Here is a 13,170-nt window from a genome sequence, read left to right as displayed (position 1 = left end):
GAGTAAAGAACCTGCGCTGCCGGCTTCGCCGCCAGTGTGTTCGACCGTCCTCCGACCTTAACGCTCCCGGCCTCCACTTGGCGTGGCCAGTCGTCAAAGCCAGAGATTGCAAATCCCCGAGCCCTTCCTCTGTCGAGGTCGCGCGCTCACGCACAAGAAAGAGAAAATGGCAAAAGAAGAACTGATCGAAATGCAAGGACAAGTTTCCGAAGTCCTCCCCGACTCGCGCTTTCGCGTGGCGCTGGACAACGGCCATTCGCTGATCGCCTACACGGCCGGTCGCATGAAGAAGAATTTCATCAAGATCCTGGCGGGTGACAAGGTGACGCTGGAACTGTCGCCCTATGACCTGAACAAGGGCCGCATCATCTTCCGTCACCTGGAACAGCGCGGCCCCAGCGGTCCCCGTCCGGGCTTCCGCCGCCGCTGACATTGCGGGCCCCTCGGCCCGTCTGCCCGGGGCAAGAGCCTGGGCCCCATGATCGGTTTTGCGAAAGAAAAAGAATATGCAAGCTCCGGTCAGTCATCAGGAGTACTACAAGGGCTTCCACATTTCGCTGCGCTGTAGCGGCGCGCGCGATCTGTGGGAGGTCAGCGAGGTGCACATTGCCCACGGCAGCGGGCTGGTGCCTGCGCTGTTTCCACGCCGGCATCTGCCGGGCCGTTCCGCTAGCGCCGTATTGGCCGTTGAGCGTGGCATGGCCTGGGCCAGGGCGGTGATCGACAATCTTGATCCGGCGCTGGATGACGAGCGTTCGTTTTGAGCGCCAGCGGGCATTGAAATTTTTTCCTGGCTGATTTTAGAATAAGTCCCGGCAAGCGCCGCGCGCCTTGCCGGCGGTGCTCCCTTCCGCTTCTTCGGAACCCTTCCTCTTTTTCCAGCCGCCGCGCCTGCTGCCGCGCTTGCCTCGTCGTCCGTTTCGGGAGATCAGGCTCATGGAACTCATCGATACCATCACGGCCCAGATGTCGGCCACCCGCCTGCCGCTCTACGCGGTCAGCGCCACCGCCGCCCATGCGGCAGACAGTCCGCTCTATCTCTTCCTGCACTGGCATGGTTTCCAGCGGGCCACGCCGCTGCAGTTGCCGGGAATATCGATCCCAGCCAGGCCGGTGCTGAGTTCGCTACTCAAAGTAGAGGGGCCCTGGTACAGCGACCTGCTGCGCGATGAACTGGTACTGGAGCTGGCCTGGCGCCTCGGCGCCTGGGACGTCACGCGCATTCGCGCGCGCGGATGCAACGAAATCGGCGCACCGCAAAGGGAAGCCCTGCAATGCCGTCAGGCCTTCGGGGAAGGCGATGAAGATCATCCGGTCACGCTCGACGACGCACCGCAGGCCCGCCATGACGCCATGCAGCTGGCTTCCCGCCGGGGTTACTGGCGCTGGCTGTTTCATCCGGTCAAGGGCGGCCTGTGGTCGCAACTGGCGCAGGACGACGAGACGCTGGACAGCGATGGTGCACGCACCGGCCCCTGTCCGGTCGCACCGCTGCCGGCAGAAGAGCGTGGTCGCCAGACGGTCTATCGGATGGGGCGCATCACGCGCCTGATCTTGCCCCCACGACTGTAACATCTGGTTACAAATTGGCGTGCCCACCCCTCTTGATAAGGCGTGCGGCCAGACCTATTTCCTGCATCGCCGAATTTTCAAGGCCGGGATCCCGTGATCCCTGATTCTCTTTTCTTCACGTGACATTGACCATTCTGGAGATTGAACATGAAACTTCGTCCCCTTTATGACCGAGTGATCGTCAAGCGAATCGAACACCAGCGCCAGACCGCCTCGGGCATCGTCATCCCCGACAGCGCCACCGAGAAGCCCGAGCAGGGCGAGGTGCTGGCCGTGGGCAACGGCCGCGTACTGCCCGACGGCAGCCTGCGCGCGCTGCAGCTGAAGGTCGGCGACCTGGTGCTGTTTGGCAAATATGCCGGGCAGACCGTCAAGATCGATGACCAGGAGCTCCTGGTCCTGCGCGAGGAAGATATCTTCGGCGTCTTCGAACCTGCCGCCGGGCAGGACAAGAAGGCCGCCTGACGCGGCATTTTGCTGATCCTTACCATTCCCTAGTTCGTGGAGACCTAACATGAGTGCGAAACAAGTGAAGTTTCATGACACTGCCCGCGCCCGCATCGTCAAGGGCGTCAACGTACTGGCCGATGCCGTCAAGGTGACCCTCGGCCCCAAGGGCCGCAACGTGCTGCTGGACCGCAGCTTCGGCGCACCGGTGATCACCAAGGACGGTGTCTCGGTGGCCAAGGAAATTGAACTGAAGGACCGCCTGGAGAACATGGGTGCCCAGGTCGTCAAGCAGGTCGCCTCCAAGACGGCCGATGTGGCCGGCGACGGCACCACCACTGCCACCGTGCTGGCGCAGTCCATTGTGCAGGAAGGCATGAAGTACGTGGCCGCCGGCATGAATCCGATGGACCTCAAGCGCGGCATCGACAAGGCGGTGGCGGCGGCCATCGAGGAACTGCGCAAGATTTCCCGTCCCATCACCACCAACAAGGAAATCGCCCAGGTCGGCGCGATCTCGGCCAACTCTGACGAGGCCATCGGCAACATCATCGCCCAGGCCATGGACAAGGTTGGCAAGGAAGGTGTGATCACGGTCGAGGATGGCAAGTCGCTGGACAATGAGCTCGATGTGGTCGAGGGCATGCAGTTCGACCGTGGCTACCTGTCGCCCTACTTCATCAATGATCCGGACAAGCAGCTTTGCCAGCTCGATGACCCGCTGGTGCTGCTGTACGACAAGAAGATTTCCAGCATCCGCGAACTGCTGCCGGTACTGGAAATGACGGCCAAGGCTGGCAAGCCGTTGTTCATCGTGGCCGAGGATATCGATGGCGAAGCACTGGCGACCCTGGTGGTGAACTCGGTGCGCGGCGTGCTGAAGGTAGCGGCGGTGAAGGCGCCGGGCTTCGGCGATCGTCGCAAGGCCATGCTGGAAGACCTCGCCGTACTCACGGGCGGCACCGTCATCTCCGAGGAGACCGGCAAGAGCCTCGAGAAGACTGCGCTGGAAGACCTGGGTAGTGCCAAGCGCGTGGAGGTGCGCAAGGACAGCACCACCGTCATCGACGGCGCCGGTGCCCAGGACAAGATCGATGCCCGCGTCAAGGCGATCCAGGCCCAGATCGAGGAAGCCACCAGCGACTATGATCGCGAGAAGCTGCAGGAGCGCGTGGCCAAGCTGGCCGGCGGCGTGGCGGTCATCAAGATCGGTGCCGCGACCGAAGTGGAAATGAAGGAAAAGAAGGATAGGGTTGACGACGCCCTGCATGCCACCCGTGCAGCAGTGGAAGAAGGCATCGTGCCCGGTGGCGGTGTGGCCCTGCTGCGGGCCCGTACGGCCATCAGCAAGCTCGAAGGCGCCAATGCCGACCAGAACGCCGGGATCCAGATCGTGCTGCGGGCGCTGGAAGCACCGCTGCGCGTGATTGCTTCGAACGCCGGCGACGAACCTTCGGTGGTGGTGGCCAAGGTTTATTCCGGCAAGGGCAACTTCGGCTACAACGCCGCCAATGGCGAGTATGGCGACATGGTGGAACTGGGCGTGATCGATCCGACCAAGGTCACCCGCACCGCCTTGCAGAATGCCGCTTCGGTGGCGTCGCTGATCCTGACCACCGATGCCACCGTGGCGGAGGCACCCGCTGAAGAGAAGGAAGTGAAGAATCCGGCGGAGCTGGAGATGTAGGCTGGCTGGCGGGGCCGCTGCCTCGCCCGGTAGCTGAACGAAAAGGCGGAATTCGTGGGATCACACGGGTTCCGCTTTTATCTTGGCTGTGCAAAAGACGACATACAGCAGGCGGGGCAAATGAAAAAGCCCAGCATCGCTGCTGGGCTTTTTGTCCTTGATCTACAAGGTAATTCTGGTCGGGGTGAGAGGATTCGAACTCCCAGCCTAGCCCGTATATACCGGGGTTGCGGGCGATGTGCGAGAGAAAAAACGCCATCGAATTGACACAGCACGATTGTAGACGAAAGTTCACGCTAATGCGTGACTTCAACTATATATAATTGCTTACGGAAACTAGAGTCGCTGAACCTGGCATAAGGCGCATATTTCCAGAGCAACAAAACGCCAAGATATCTCGTGTGCGGGCGAGACTGCATCTTGAAACTTAAATTCAAACTCAGAGGACAATGAATGGCTGCTGCATTCCCAGAAGATTTAGCGGAGCTTGTGTTTATTCCGAACATGGATGAGAAGTTGACGCAGTTAGCGGCTCTCGCAGAGCCTGAGGATTGGAGCTATCGACAGAATCCGGGCAACCATGTGCATCCTGTTCTTTTTAACTATCTTCGCTACACCTACAAGCGGTTGGCTGAGGAGGACAAGATTGCTGTGGCAGACGACGGAAGATCTGTAGCATTGAACACTGGTTTAGTGACGCCAGGGCAAGAGCCAATTTTCCTTTGGTGTACACAAAACAGATTGCAAGGGCATGACGCTCCGTGGCATTTTGGTGACTGGAAGCGCAAAGGTGAATTCGAGTTAACGCGTTTTTCTGCTCTTCCTGAGATGGCTCACTATTTTGATGATCCTGCTACATTGGTGCTAGACGTGCGGAAGGAGCTACGGGCTAACGTGGAGCACATCATTGCAGATAATCTGGCTAGGTTTCCTGCACCATATAACTCAATGCAGCCTTATCAACTCCAAACGTTTTTAAAAGGGGCAATCGATAACGCGAAGGAACGAGTAAGGCGGAACTACAAAACTGCCGTTCCTCAATATTATCGAGGCAAAGTTCAAATTTTATTGCCGCTTTGCTTAACCCAACCGTCTGTTGCGGACCTTGCTTTAGTTATTGAAGATCACGGGGCGTTCTATCGGGCGTCGACATGCCTTACATTAGACATGGCGTATAACAATGCACGCCAGCTTGCAAGACCGGACCGAGATTGGCTACAACCGTAGTTTCTAATTTCAGCGCGGCATAAAAACAGATACAGGGGGAGTCAAGCGGAGTCGTCTTTTTTTGTGGCTAGACTCCATTTGCCTCTCCCAGTATCGTTAGGAAGAAGATAAAGTGACTTTTGTCGTTACCCGCGCAGAATAAAATTAAAATAATTCCTCCTTTTAGCTTCTAATCAATTCGCGTATACCTACGTAAATCAACTTTTCCTCAACCTTTTAGGTAACGTAGATGACCGTGAAATTAGACAGGAGTAGTGAAGTGTTACGTGGGCGTTTCGGTGCTTGGCTGAAGGCCAAGCGAGAGGAAGCCGGGCTGACCCAGTTAGACGTGGCAGTAGTGCTGGATTACGCCTACCCCGTGGCGGTCTCGCAGATAGAGCGGGGAACTACAGCGCTGCCCGCGCACGACCTTAAGCTTTGGGCCAAGGTCTTGCGGGTAAATCAAAAGGAGTTCGGGAAGAAGTTTGCCTATCACTGCCATCCCTTCCTGTATGAATGCTTGTGGGGCCTTGACGTGTTCGAGGCCGAGGAACTCCCCAGGAGCCAGAAGACCATCAGGTCCGCCCCAGGGCGTCGGAGCCCTCGCCGGAATCCCCGAGACTCCTGACGACCTCTCAGGCCGCCTCTAGCGTCCTGGCGATCCTGGCGACAGTGCTGCGGCTCACTTGATGAATGCGGCAAATGTCGTTCCAGCTATCCTTCCTCATCAGCGCCTTGCGGACATCCTCGTGCTTCTGGGTGTCCGCTCGCCGTCCCGCATACTTCTCCGGGCTTGCCTGCTTGGCCCGAGCTATTCCCTCTGCCGAACGACGGCGGCGATCCTCGTAGTCCTTCCGGGCCGTCACGGCCAGCAGATCAAACAACATCCGATTAATGACGTTCACGAACGGGCTGACGGCTTCATTGTTCTTCAGGGCCAGCCAGGACGTGGGGACATCCAGGGCGACCAAGCGAATCCCCCGGCTGTCGATGAGCGCCCGGAGGTTCAGCCAGTCCGCCTCATTGAGGCGGGTCAGGCGGTCCACTTGCTCCACCAGGAGCACGTCCCCCGGCTGGCAGGCGTCAATGGCCTTGAACAACTCAGGGCGCTTCAGCGATGCGCCAGATTCATTCTCGATGAACCGATGGGCGATGCGTTGCCCTGGCTCCCCATGCTCGCTGACGAACTTGGAGAGGGTGTCGGCCGCGCGGAGGGCGTCCTGTTCGGTGGTCGAAGCGCGGAGGTAGGCATAGATCAGCATGGCACCAGAAGTGTCGTTAGGGTAGTGTCATATTAAAGGTGTCGTATGGATGGTGTCAATATGCTCTGCCGGTGTCACTTGCAGTGGTGCGCTTGGGGGATACCCTGTTGATACCGGATAAGTTATGCTTTAACCAACCAAAATAAAAAGAGGTGCTATGGAACAGAAGTCCATTCGCGCGTATTTCCAATTTGGAACGACCACGCGGTATCTCCAGAATGTGCAGGAAGGGTACGACCTGAAAGGCAAAGGGGGAGTGATTGAGAATATTGAGTTCTTTTTTGCAACGCTTGATCGACTCAAGTTGCACGTGACCAAGAGAGCTGCAAAGGAGCTACGTGTTCTTCACGAGCATCTTTCCGTGCAAGAAAGTCCGAATATCTCGAAGGATGACTCGGATAAACTCAACAATATCATCACAGACTTGCGGCAGACTTTGCATGCCGAGATCGAAGGATTTGATGCATTCGTAGTGACCCCTAAGAGAATCGCGATTGAACACTTAATCGAGGATATATCAGGGCTGTTTGGAAAAGGTGTCTTCGCAAAACTCCCGCCATTGGCCGCCTACGACATTGCAGAGGCGGGAAAATGCGTAGCGTTCGAGCGTCCGACTGCCGCCGCTTTCCACATATTAAGGGCTACGGAAGATGTCCTGCGCTCCTTCTACGAAAAAGTCGTCAAACAAAAGCGCATTGCAAGCAGAATGTGGGGACCGATCGTTACGGATTTGCGCAAACGTACAGCCATGAAGAATGAGGTTGTACTACTTAATAACTTGGACAACATCCGGGGAAGCTTTCGAAACCCAACGCAACATCCGGAAAAAATCTATTCACTTGATGAAGTACAAGATCTAATTTTCCTCTGCGTTGATGTCATAAACCGGATGGCGGCTTTTTTGTGAGCGTGTCTGGTGCAACGCCAATTACTAGAAATAACCGCGCTACGATTGACATATGTTTCCGTCCGCAGACTCCACGCGGCACTTCTTCGACCAGTCGGACTCTTCCCGGACATCCGGGACGAAGCCAAGCGGCTGCGCATGACCGGCCTCCAGTTCACGCCAGCGGTCCACCAGCTTCGCGGTGAACTCCGGGGAAAGCTGGGCGACAATGACGTAGGAGTCGCGTTCACCGACGAGGTACTCGGTGCCTTTGTTCGTTACGTTTTGAATCTCCACGATTCGTGGAGATTCGATGACGCCTTGTCTCGCAATGCGGTCGATGACCCGCTTCACGAAGTCATGGCGCTTCTCGGTCATCGCCGCGAGTTCCTTGCTACCAATGGTCAATTCGGTATTCATTTGCTTATTCCTTGTCAGATAGGGGTTTGCTTCAGGCAGCTTCGGCGGCAGGGGCCGCCTCGTCAGCGTAGGTAAAGTCCTGGGGTTCACAGATCATGGGGGCCATGAAGGGGCGCTGGAGTTCGCACTGGCCTTCGAGGCTACTGGCGGCTGCGACCTGTGCCACAGGCTTGTGCCGCATCGGCCCTAGGCTGTCCGTCGTTGCAGGCGATCAGGACCTCATAAGCCTCCACCTTGGGGGCATCTTCTGTGACCTTGGCCTCCAGGGCGATGACCTTCTCGGAGTAGGACAGCAGCGCGGAGCGGAGGGCATGCGGATCGTCCAGGGAAAGCGGGGCGGGTTTCGCTGCCGCCGCCTTCGCCCGACGTTCGCACTCCAGGAAATACAGGCGAGCCTGCTTGCCCTGGTAGCTGCGTTCCACCATAGCGAGTTCCTTCGCCATGTCGAGGGACAGGTGGTACTCGATGGCTTGCTGGGCGCGGGCTTTTGCGCTCCCCGATTTTGGGGAGGTCAAAATCTCCTCCAGCGTGAAGTCCTGATCTAGCACGAAGCCGTACTTGACGATGCGATCCTTGATCCACGTCGAGAAGTCCTTGCCCACCTGCAGGAACGCATGCAGGTCGCGGGCATTCACGGTCTGGGCAACGTCGCCCTCGATATTCGTACTGCCAATAGGGAATAGTTCTTGCATGTCATCATCCGTACGTTGCATCAGTGAGAGAGACCTGGGCGTTGGAGCGAATCTCGCTCTCCACCTTGGGGGCGTCTTCGATGACCTTTGCCTCCAGAGCGATCACGCGGTCCGAATACGAAAGGAGCGCATGGCGTAGCTGGTGGGGATCGTCCAGGGACAGAGGACGCGGCTTGGCCGCCGCATCTAATTCCTGGCACCGGTCGATGATCTTGACCCGCATCTGTAGGTTGTAGCCGGACACGAGGATCATGGTTTCGCGGTAGGGGAGTAGGAACTCGGGTTGGGTCTTGTTCTGAGCGTTCTGGTAGGAGTGCTGAAATTTCAGCAGTCCTCCTTCTCCGTGCAACTCCGTCAGCATGGCGCGGGCATCAGCCAGAACGTTGCGGTGCTGCTTACCCGTCAACTCTGCGATCTCGCGGGTACTCATGGTTTGCTGCTTGTTACTCAATTGCATGTCATCATCCGTAGGTTGCGTCAGTCAGGTAGACCTGGGCGTTGGAGCGAATCTCGTTCTCGACCTTGTGGCGCGAGTTGCGCGTCGCACGGACGAAGAAACGGAAGCCCCGGTGTTTCGCGGGGGAGCCGCGATGCCAGGAGTGGACGTTGAACTCCGCGATTGCACCGGAGCGCACGGTGACCACTACTCGGTGGAGAAGTACGACGGCTTCGCCCGAGCGCCCAATTGAACCGTAGGGTTCTTGGCCGCTGCTTCCGCCGTCTTGTTCTCGTAGTAGGTTGCCCCCGCTGCCAAGGCTCCTTTAGCCAGGGAGGTCGCAAAGGTGGCCGTCGCATTGCTGGCCTGCACTCGGAGACCTGCCGCCGTATCTAGGCCGCGCTGGTGCAATGCCCCGATCTGCTGCTGTGCGCTGGAGTGCATATTGGCGTTGTTCACGTCGATACGGGACATATCGTCCGCTTCAGCACCCGTGATGTTGACCGCCATAGAGGCCAGAGACCCCCGGCCCTCTGCGGCGGCCACACGGGCCAGAGCGATCTGTCGGGCCGCTGCATTGGCGCGGTCGGTCCGCTGCTGGAAGGCTTGGGCGTCTGCCTCTCGGGATTGCTCCTGGGCGGCCCGGTAGCTCTCTGCGATATTGTGGTTCTCAGCCTCGGCCTGGGCCTCAATCGCTGCGTTTTGCCTGTTGTTTGCGACCACTGCTGTTACAGCGGTCATCATCATCATTGCTACTGGAATTGCTGCTGGGCCACACATGGGCGCATCCTAAAAAGTGAGGGTGGCCGCAGTCTGCGACATGGAAGCCGCACCACTTCAGCCACTTGAGGTGGAGATGGTTCTCTCGCCAGGGAGTGCAGACGAGGTAAGGGAAACGGAAGTGCGCCCGCCCGATTGCGCGGGGAGACTCCCGGAGGAATGCCGTGGGCTCTTTGTCCAGGTCAGGCGTACCCAGGAGCCAGATTGCGCCGTAGCCTTCAGGAAGCCCGTGCATCAGGGAGACGCCCCAGACGCCCGCTAGGCTGCCGTCGTCATTCAGGATCGCTTCGGCAATGACCGAGGTGTCCCATTGCTCCTGGAGGGTCTTGCGGTAGCTCTGTTCCGGGCGGATCAATTCGAGTTCCTGGCGGTCTTCCAGGCGCATGTAGTCGCCCAGGCGAGCAATGTGCTCCGGGGTAGCAGTGATTAGTTTCATGGGTTTGGGGAGGAGGAGGGAAGGGATTGCGCCAGGGCGGCGAATTGGTCGCGGATCATGGTCGGGAATTTGGAGGCCCAGCTTTCGTTCTTCATGGCAGGACCGCCACCTACGACGATATTGGTCCGTCTGAAGTCGCCGCCCCAGACCACTTGGGAGGCCCACTGGCGGTTTCCGGCCCCACCAACCAGCTTCGCTAGCTTGATGGTGCTCCGGGTCTCCCGGTGGACCGCTTGGACGATCAAGCCATCTCGCTGGTGTCGGCTGGCCCGGACATAGATGCCCCAGCAGTCAAGCAATTGGGCGACCTCTTCGTCTACCAGGACGTATTGAGTGCCACCAGCGGACACGGGGACGCCCTGGGCGCTCATTGGCTGGTCCTCCTGGCGGGAGCGGCAAGGTAGGGGCGTGACTGGTCAGCGGCTTTGGATAGCGTCATACAGGTCTCAGGACAGGGAAAGGAAAGGGGCGGGACGGCGACGGCCAATAGGGTCGTCTACCTTGTACGTGTTTTATCTGGGAAATATTCTGGGTGGTCTCTCCCGAGGTACGCCCACTTGGCGGCATCCTGGGAGAGACCTAAGTACCCATGCTTATCTCTGTTTGTTGTTACCGGGAGGTATCAATTCAGAGATAAGCCAGAACTAACCTGGGGAGTCATGAGGATCACTATGCTCATAGAGATCACATAGAGACGCTAAGAGATACTCATAGGCTCTCGGGTACTACCTTGTGTAACTTTATTCAAGGTAGCCCCCTCCCACCAGGATCACAGTGAGCGTATGAGTCATAGTGAGACTCTTATAGATACTAGGAGTAGCCTAGGGCGGTCTACCTTGTACTACTTTAATCCGTGCACCCCTCATCTCCCGAGATCACTATGCTCATAGAGATCACATAGAGACTCTTATAGATACTAAGAGTAGCTCACGGTCTTCTACCTTGTACGTATTTAATCCGTAGGAGGCGTCAGGCCGCGACCTCGGCGGCAATCTGGTCTCGCCAAGCGGCCCAGGCCATCGTCGGGTCGTCCGAGTCTCCAAGCGCCTCACGGATGGCCCGTTGCTCCACTAGGACGACTTCCGGCACCAGGGTGCTACCTTCCCCTTCAATCTCGAACAAATAGCCCTCGTGGACCGCTGCGTCCTCCAGGGCAATCACCGGGCAAGCGTAGCCCTTCGCCAGCAGTACGGCCCGTAGGCGGTCCTCCTGGCCCTCCAGGCCCATGACAGCAGCGAGGTCGCCCAGGTGGTGAAACTCGGTGCGCGACTCGTTAATGGCCCAGCGGACGTTCTCCAGGATGGCGCTGGCGGTGGCGACGTGGGCGGCGGATGGTGCTTGGGTTTGGGTCATGCTTCTCTCCGATAGTGGATTGGGTAGGAACAGCGAAGATCGCCCCTTCGGGCGGCTGCCGTGTCTTTTGCGCAACTCCAGCGGAATAAATTCAAAGGTCGTGCGAGGGCCGCCAGAGAGTCCCCAGGACGCGGCAAAAAGGCGTGGGGAGGCATGGGGGGAAATCCACTCGCGCGGCCACCGACCCATGCTCACGAATCTCTGGGCTATTTTTTAAGGCCGGATATGTCGGGGTAGCTCAGGCGGTCCAGGGCGTCCTTCATGGTCGCTAGGCTCGCTGCTGCCGTGTACGTCGTCCGCCCAGCCGACCCGGTGGCCGAGTGGCCGGTGATGGAGTCGGCGGTGGCCTCGCTCACATTGGCCTCGGACAGCTTGGTCCGAATCCAGTGACGGAACTTGTGCGCACCCTCCAGGCCCCCGGCTGGGAGGTGGAGATACTCCCGGAAGCGGCGGAACCAGCGGCCCATTACGTCGCCTGGGTTCGTTCCCTCGCGCCCGTGGAGGGAGGGGAAGGCCACCCCGTTCGGGGCGAGCGCAGCGAGCCACTGGGCAAACCAAGGGTCATCCAGGAGGTGCTGGGCAATCGGAATGATGCGCTCGGACGATGCGGTCTTCACCGTCCCGGCGTCCCCGGTGATACGGATGGTGCGGATGTTATTGCGTGTCTCGAAGTCCTGGGAGCGCAGTTGGGCAATCTCGCCAATACGCGCCCCGGTGTGCATCACCAGGAGCAATGCCGCGCGTGCGTCCTTGGGAGTCACCTCGCGCCAGATAGGGAAGGTCTCAAGGTCGTCGGTAAAGAGAGCGCTTGCAGTCATCGCTGCTAGTTGCTCGTCGGTCCAAGGCTCCCGCCGTTCTGCGTCCCTGCCAGCATCAATCTTGAGACATAGCGGGTTTCGGTCGAGCAGGTCATTACGGACTGCGACGTTAACCAGCGCGTTGATGTTGCCAGCGTAGTTCTTCGCCGTCTTGGAGCGGAAGCCTCGGGCTTCGGCATCCATCAGGAAGCGTTCGAATTGAGCGCCAGAAGCTTTGCTTAGACTTGCGAGAGCCTCCGAGCCGGTCGCTTCGATATAGCATTTGACGGCGCGACGCATGGCCTTTGCTACAGGCGGTTTGGCCGAGGTCTTTTCCTCCCACAAGGGGATGATATCGGTCAGGGTCTTCCCTGAAGCTGTAGGAGCTACCGTGATTGAGGCGCGAGGTAAGACAACAGTAGATGCAGCCGGTGCTTCGGAAACAAACCGTGGCTTTTCAGGAGTCTCGATTAGAGCGCCTTCGCTCCGTCTGACGAGACGCATCCAGCCATCTGCTAATGCACGCTGTACGCGCATGAGTGCTGCCCGTGTCGCAAGGGCTCTCCAATCAACCGAGAGTCCTAAAGCCGCAGCGACCTCCCTAGCAAACGCCTCCGCCTCCCAAGTAATCCCCAGGCTGGCGTCACTTAGCATTCTGTTTGCGGTCTCTTTAAGATAGTCCTGCCGGGCAATATGCGCCTCTGACAGCGTAACTTCTTCACCGTTGGTCTCCCCCAGGAAGCGGGCTAGTTCCGGCATCGCTGTACGTGCGATGTCATCGTCACGAAGAAGCGTGTAGAGCGCACCTGTTACAAGGTAATCGGCTAGTTGTTCGGAGATTGGGGAGCCGGGGGTTTGTTGTGCTGAACTCTTCGCCAGTCGGCGCTTAGCAAAATCGGATGCATGATCCGCCAGGATCACCAGCGCTCGCGCCCGAGCCACTTCCTTATCGGACGTGCCGAGGCTTTTCCTGTAGGCATCGACAGGAGGCTTACCGCTTTTATTGAGGGGGAATGTGTCGCGGAGATCTTTCGGGATACCGATGCGCAGCCAGTAAATGTTACTGCCGGGCCGGGTATAGACTCCATCAGGAAGGGCTGCCATATCTCGCTGTGATTTGGTATTAATTGACACAGCGTTTTGACTCAGTACCGCCCTAAAACAAACGCCAGCCCTGGAGTCCCAGGACTGGCGTG

At 58.4% G+C, this 13,170-nt stretch carries 17 protein-coding genes; 8 read left to right on the top strand and 9 right to left on the bottom strand.

Features of this window, described 5'->3' with window-relative positions; all coding sequences use genetic code 11:
- Positions 1–166 precede the first annotated feature (166 nt).
- The 7 genes from infA (at position 167) to ACVC5H_RS23875 (ending at position 5,540) form a co-directional block, all read left to right on the top strand.
- Positions 167–430 (top strand): translation initiation factor IF-1, encoded by a 264-nt coding sequence (infA, locus tag ACVC5H_RS23905; RefSeq protein ID WP_006713209.1) that lies wholly within the window; start codon positions 167–169, stop codon positions 428–430.
- Between the two features lie 76 nt (positions 431–506).
- A complete protein-coding gene (locus ACVC5H_RS23900) occupies positions 507–764 on the top strand; it encodes a hypothetical protein (RefSeq protein WP_489620195.1) in 258 nt (85 codons plus the stop codon).
- 172 nt (positions 765–936) lie between these two features.
- A complete protein-coding gene (locus tag ACVC5H_RS23895; RefSeq protein WP_489620194.1) occupies positions 937–1,572 on the top strand; it encodes a diguanylate cyclase in 636 nt (211 codons plus the stop codon).
- A gap of 147 nt (positions 1,573–1,719) precedes the next feature.
- Positions 1,720–2,037, top strand: a complete 318-nt coding sequence (locus tag ACVC5H_RS23890; protein ID WP_489620193.1) for a co-chaperone GroES — start codon at positions 1,720–1,722, stop codon at positions 2,035–2,037.
- 49 nt (positions 2,038–2,086) lie between these two features.
- Entirely contained in the window at positions 2,087–3,706 is a 1,620-nt protein-coding gene (groL, locus tag ACVC5H_RS23885; RefSeq protein ID WP_489620192.1) for a chaperonin GroEL, read from the top strand.
- Between the two features lie 453 nt (positions 3,707–4,159).
- Positions 4,160–4,933: a DUF3825 domain-containing protein gene (locus tag ACVC5H_RS23880; RefSeq protein ID WP_489620191.1), complete on the top strand. Its 774-nt coding sequence runs from the start codon at positions 4,160–4,162 to the stop codon at positions 4,931–4,933.
- 229 nt (positions 4,934–5,162) lie between these two features.
- Positions 5,163–5,540 (top strand): helix-turn-helix domain-containing protein, encoded by a 378-nt coding sequence (locus ACVC5H_RS23875; protein ID WP_489620190.1) that lies wholly within the window; start codon positions 5,163–5,165, stop codon positions 5,538–5,540.
- 7 nt (positions 5,541–5,547) lie between these two features.
- On the opposite strand, the gene ACVC5H_RS23870 is transcribed toward ACVC5H_RS23875, so the two are convergent.
- A complete protein-coding gene (locus tag ACVC5H_RS23870; protein ID WP_489620189.1) occupies positions 5,548–6,174 on the bottom strand; it encodes a recombinase family protein in 627 nt (208 codons plus the stop codon).
- Positions 6,175–6,331: 157 nt separating this feature from the next.
- On the opposite strand from ACVC5H_RS23870, the gene ACVC5H_RS23865 reads away from it, so the two are divergent.
- The gene (locus tag ACVC5H_RS23865; RefSeq protein WP_489620188.1) at positions 6,332–7,081 is read left to right on the top strand and encodes a hypothetical protein; all 750 of its coding nucleotides are present in this window, start codon (positions 6,332–6,334) and stop codon (positions 7,079–7,081) included.
- A 39-nt stretch (positions 7,082–7,120) separates the two neighbouring features.
- Here ACVC5H_RS23865 and ACVC5H_RS23860 read toward each other — a convergent pair whose 3' ends face one another.
- The 8 genes from ACVC5H_RS23860 to ACVC5H_RS23825 all read right to left on the bottom strand — a co-directional run bounded on the left by ACVC5H_RS23860 (position 7,121) and on the right by ACVC5H_RS23825 (position 13,078).
- Positions 7,121–7,480 carry a Rha family transcriptional regulator gene (locus tag ACVC5H_RS23860; protein WP_489620187.1) on the bottom strand — a complete coding sequence of 120 codons (360 nt, stop codon included), beginning with the start codon at positions 7,478–7,480 and terminating at the stop codon, positions 7,121–7,123.
- A 140-nt stretch (positions 7,481–7,620) separates the two neighbouring features.
- A complete protein-coding gene (locus tag ACVC5H_RS23855; RefSeq protein ID WP_489620186.1) occupies positions 7,621–8,172 on the bottom strand; it encodes an antA/AntB antirepressor family protein in 552 nt (183 codons plus the stop codon).
- Between the two features lie 4 nt (positions 8,173–8,176).
- Complete coding sequence (locus ACVC5H_RS23850; protein WP_489620185.1) at positions 8,177–8,602, bottom strand: Rha family transcriptional regulator; 426 nt, start codon at positions 8,600–8,602, stop codon at positions 8,177–8,179.
- A 213-nt stretch (positions 8,603–8,815) separates the two neighbouring features.
- Positions 8,816–9,358, bottom strand: a complete 543-nt coding sequence (locus tag ACVC5H_RS23845; protein ID WP_489620184.1) for a hypothetical protein — start codon at positions 9,356–9,358, stop codon at positions 8,816–8,818.
- Positions 9,297–9,824 (bottom strand): hypothetical protein, encoded by a 528-nt coding sequence (locus ACVC5H_RS23840; protein ID WP_489620183.1) that lies wholly within the window; start codon positions 9,822–9,824, stop codon positions 9,297–9,299. Before ACVC5H_RS23840 ends, ACVC5H_RS23845 begins: the two co-directional genes overlap by 62 nt.
- Complete coding sequence (locus ACVC5H_RS23835; RefSeq protein ID WP_489620182.1) at positions 9,821–10,195, bottom strand: hypothetical protein; 375 nt, start codon at positions 10,193–10,195, stop codon at positions 9,821–9,823. The genes ACVC5H_RS23840 and ACVC5H_RS23835 overlap by 4 nt, the downstream gene beginning before the upstream one ends.
- A gap of 598 nt (positions 10,196–10,793) precedes the next feature.
- Positions 10,794–11,177 carry a hypothetical protein gene (locus ACVC5H_RS23830; RefSeq protein ID WP_489620181.1) on the bottom strand — a complete coding sequence of 128 codons (384 nt, stop codon included), beginning with the start codon at positions 11,175–11,177 and terminating at the stop codon, positions 10,794–10,796.
- A 206-nt stretch (positions 11,178–11,383) separates the two neighbouring features.
- Complete coding sequence (locus tag ACVC5H_RS23825) at positions 11,384–13,078, bottom strand: tyrosine-type recombinase/integrase (RefSeq protein ID WP_489620180.1); 1,695 nt, start codon at positions 13,076–13,078, stop codon at positions 11,384–11,386.
- Positions 13,079–13,170: the final 92 nt, after the last annotated feature.

The organism is Herbaspirillum sp. Her3 (assembly GCF_057961275.1).
The sequence above is the reverse complement of the archived record's forward strand: the minus strand, read 5'-3'. Positions and strand labels throughout refer to the sequence as shown.

Excerpts from the sequence above, each read along its gene's own strand:
- infA (WP_006713209.1), top strand. The coding sequence starts at position 167 with ATGGCAAAAGAAGAACTGATCGAAATGCAAGGACAAGTTTCCGAAGTC.
- ACVC5H_RS23900 (WP_489620195.1), top strand. The coding sequence starts at position 507 with ATGCAAGCTCCGGTCAGTCATCAGGAGTACTACAAGGGCTTCCACATT.
- ACVC5H_RS23895 (WP_489620194.1), top strand. The coding sequence starts at position 937 with ATGGAACTCATCGATACCATCACGGCCCAGATGTCGGCCACCCGCCTG.
- ACVC5H_RS23890 (WP_489620193.1), top strand. The coding sequence starts at position 1,720 with ATGAAACTTCGTCCCCTTTATGACCGAGTGATCGTCAAGCGAATCGAA.
- groL (WP_489620192.1), top strand. The coding sequence starts at position 2,087 with ATGAGTGCGAAACAAGTGAAGTTTCATGACACTGCCCGCGCCCGCATC.
- ACVC5H_RS23880 (WP_489620191.1), top strand. The coding sequence starts at position 4,160 with ATGGCTGCTGCATTCCCAGAAGATTTAGCGGAGCTTGTGTTTATTCCG.
- ACVC5H_RS23875 (WP_489620190.1), top strand. The coding sequence starts at position 5,163 with ATGACCGTGAAATTAGACAGGAGTAGTGAAGTGTTACGTGGGCGTTTC.
- ACVC5H_RS23870 (WP_489620189.1), bottom strand. The coding sequence starts at position 6,174 with ATGCTGATCTATGCCTACCTCCGCGCTTCGACCACCGAACAGGACGCC.
- ACVC5H_RS23865 (WP_489620188.1), top strand. The coding sequence starts at position 6,332 with ATGGAACAGAAGTCCATTCGCGCGTATTTCCAATTTGGAACGACCACG.
- ACVC5H_RS23860 (WP_489620187.1), bottom strand. The coding sequence starts at position 7,480 with ATGAATACCGAATTGACCATTGGTAGCAAGGAACTCGCGGCGATGACC.
- ACVC5H_RS23855 (WP_489620186.1), bottom strand. The coding sequence starts at position 8,172 with ATGCAAGAACTATTCCCTATTGGCAGTACGAATATCGAGGGCGACGTT.
- ACVC5H_RS23850 (WP_489620185.1), bottom strand. The coding sequence starts at position 8,602 with ATGAGTACCCGCGAGATCGCAGAGTTGACGGGTAAGCAGCACCGCAAC.
- ACVC5H_RS23845 (WP_489620184.1), bottom strand. The coding sequence starts at position 9,358 with ATGATGATGATGACCGCTGTAACAGCAGTGGTCGCAAACAACAGGCAA.
- ACVC5H_RS23840 (WP_489620183.1), bottom strand. The coding sequence starts at position 9,824 with ATGAAACTAATCACTGCTACCCCGGAGCACATTGCTCGCCTGGGCGAC.
- ACVC5H_RS23835 (WP_489620182.1), bottom strand. The coding sequence starts at position 10,195 with ATGAGCGCCCAGGGCGTCCCCGTGTCCGCTGGTGGCACTCAATACGTC.
- ACVC5H_RS23830 (WP_489620181.1), bottom strand. The coding sequence starts at position 11,177 with ATGACCCAAACCCAAGCACCATCCGCCGCCCACGTCGCCACCGCCAGC.
- ACVC5H_RS23825 (WP_489620180.1), bottom strand. The coding sequence starts at position 13,078 with ATGGCAGCCCTTCCTGATGGAGTCTATACCCGGCCCGGCAGTAACATT.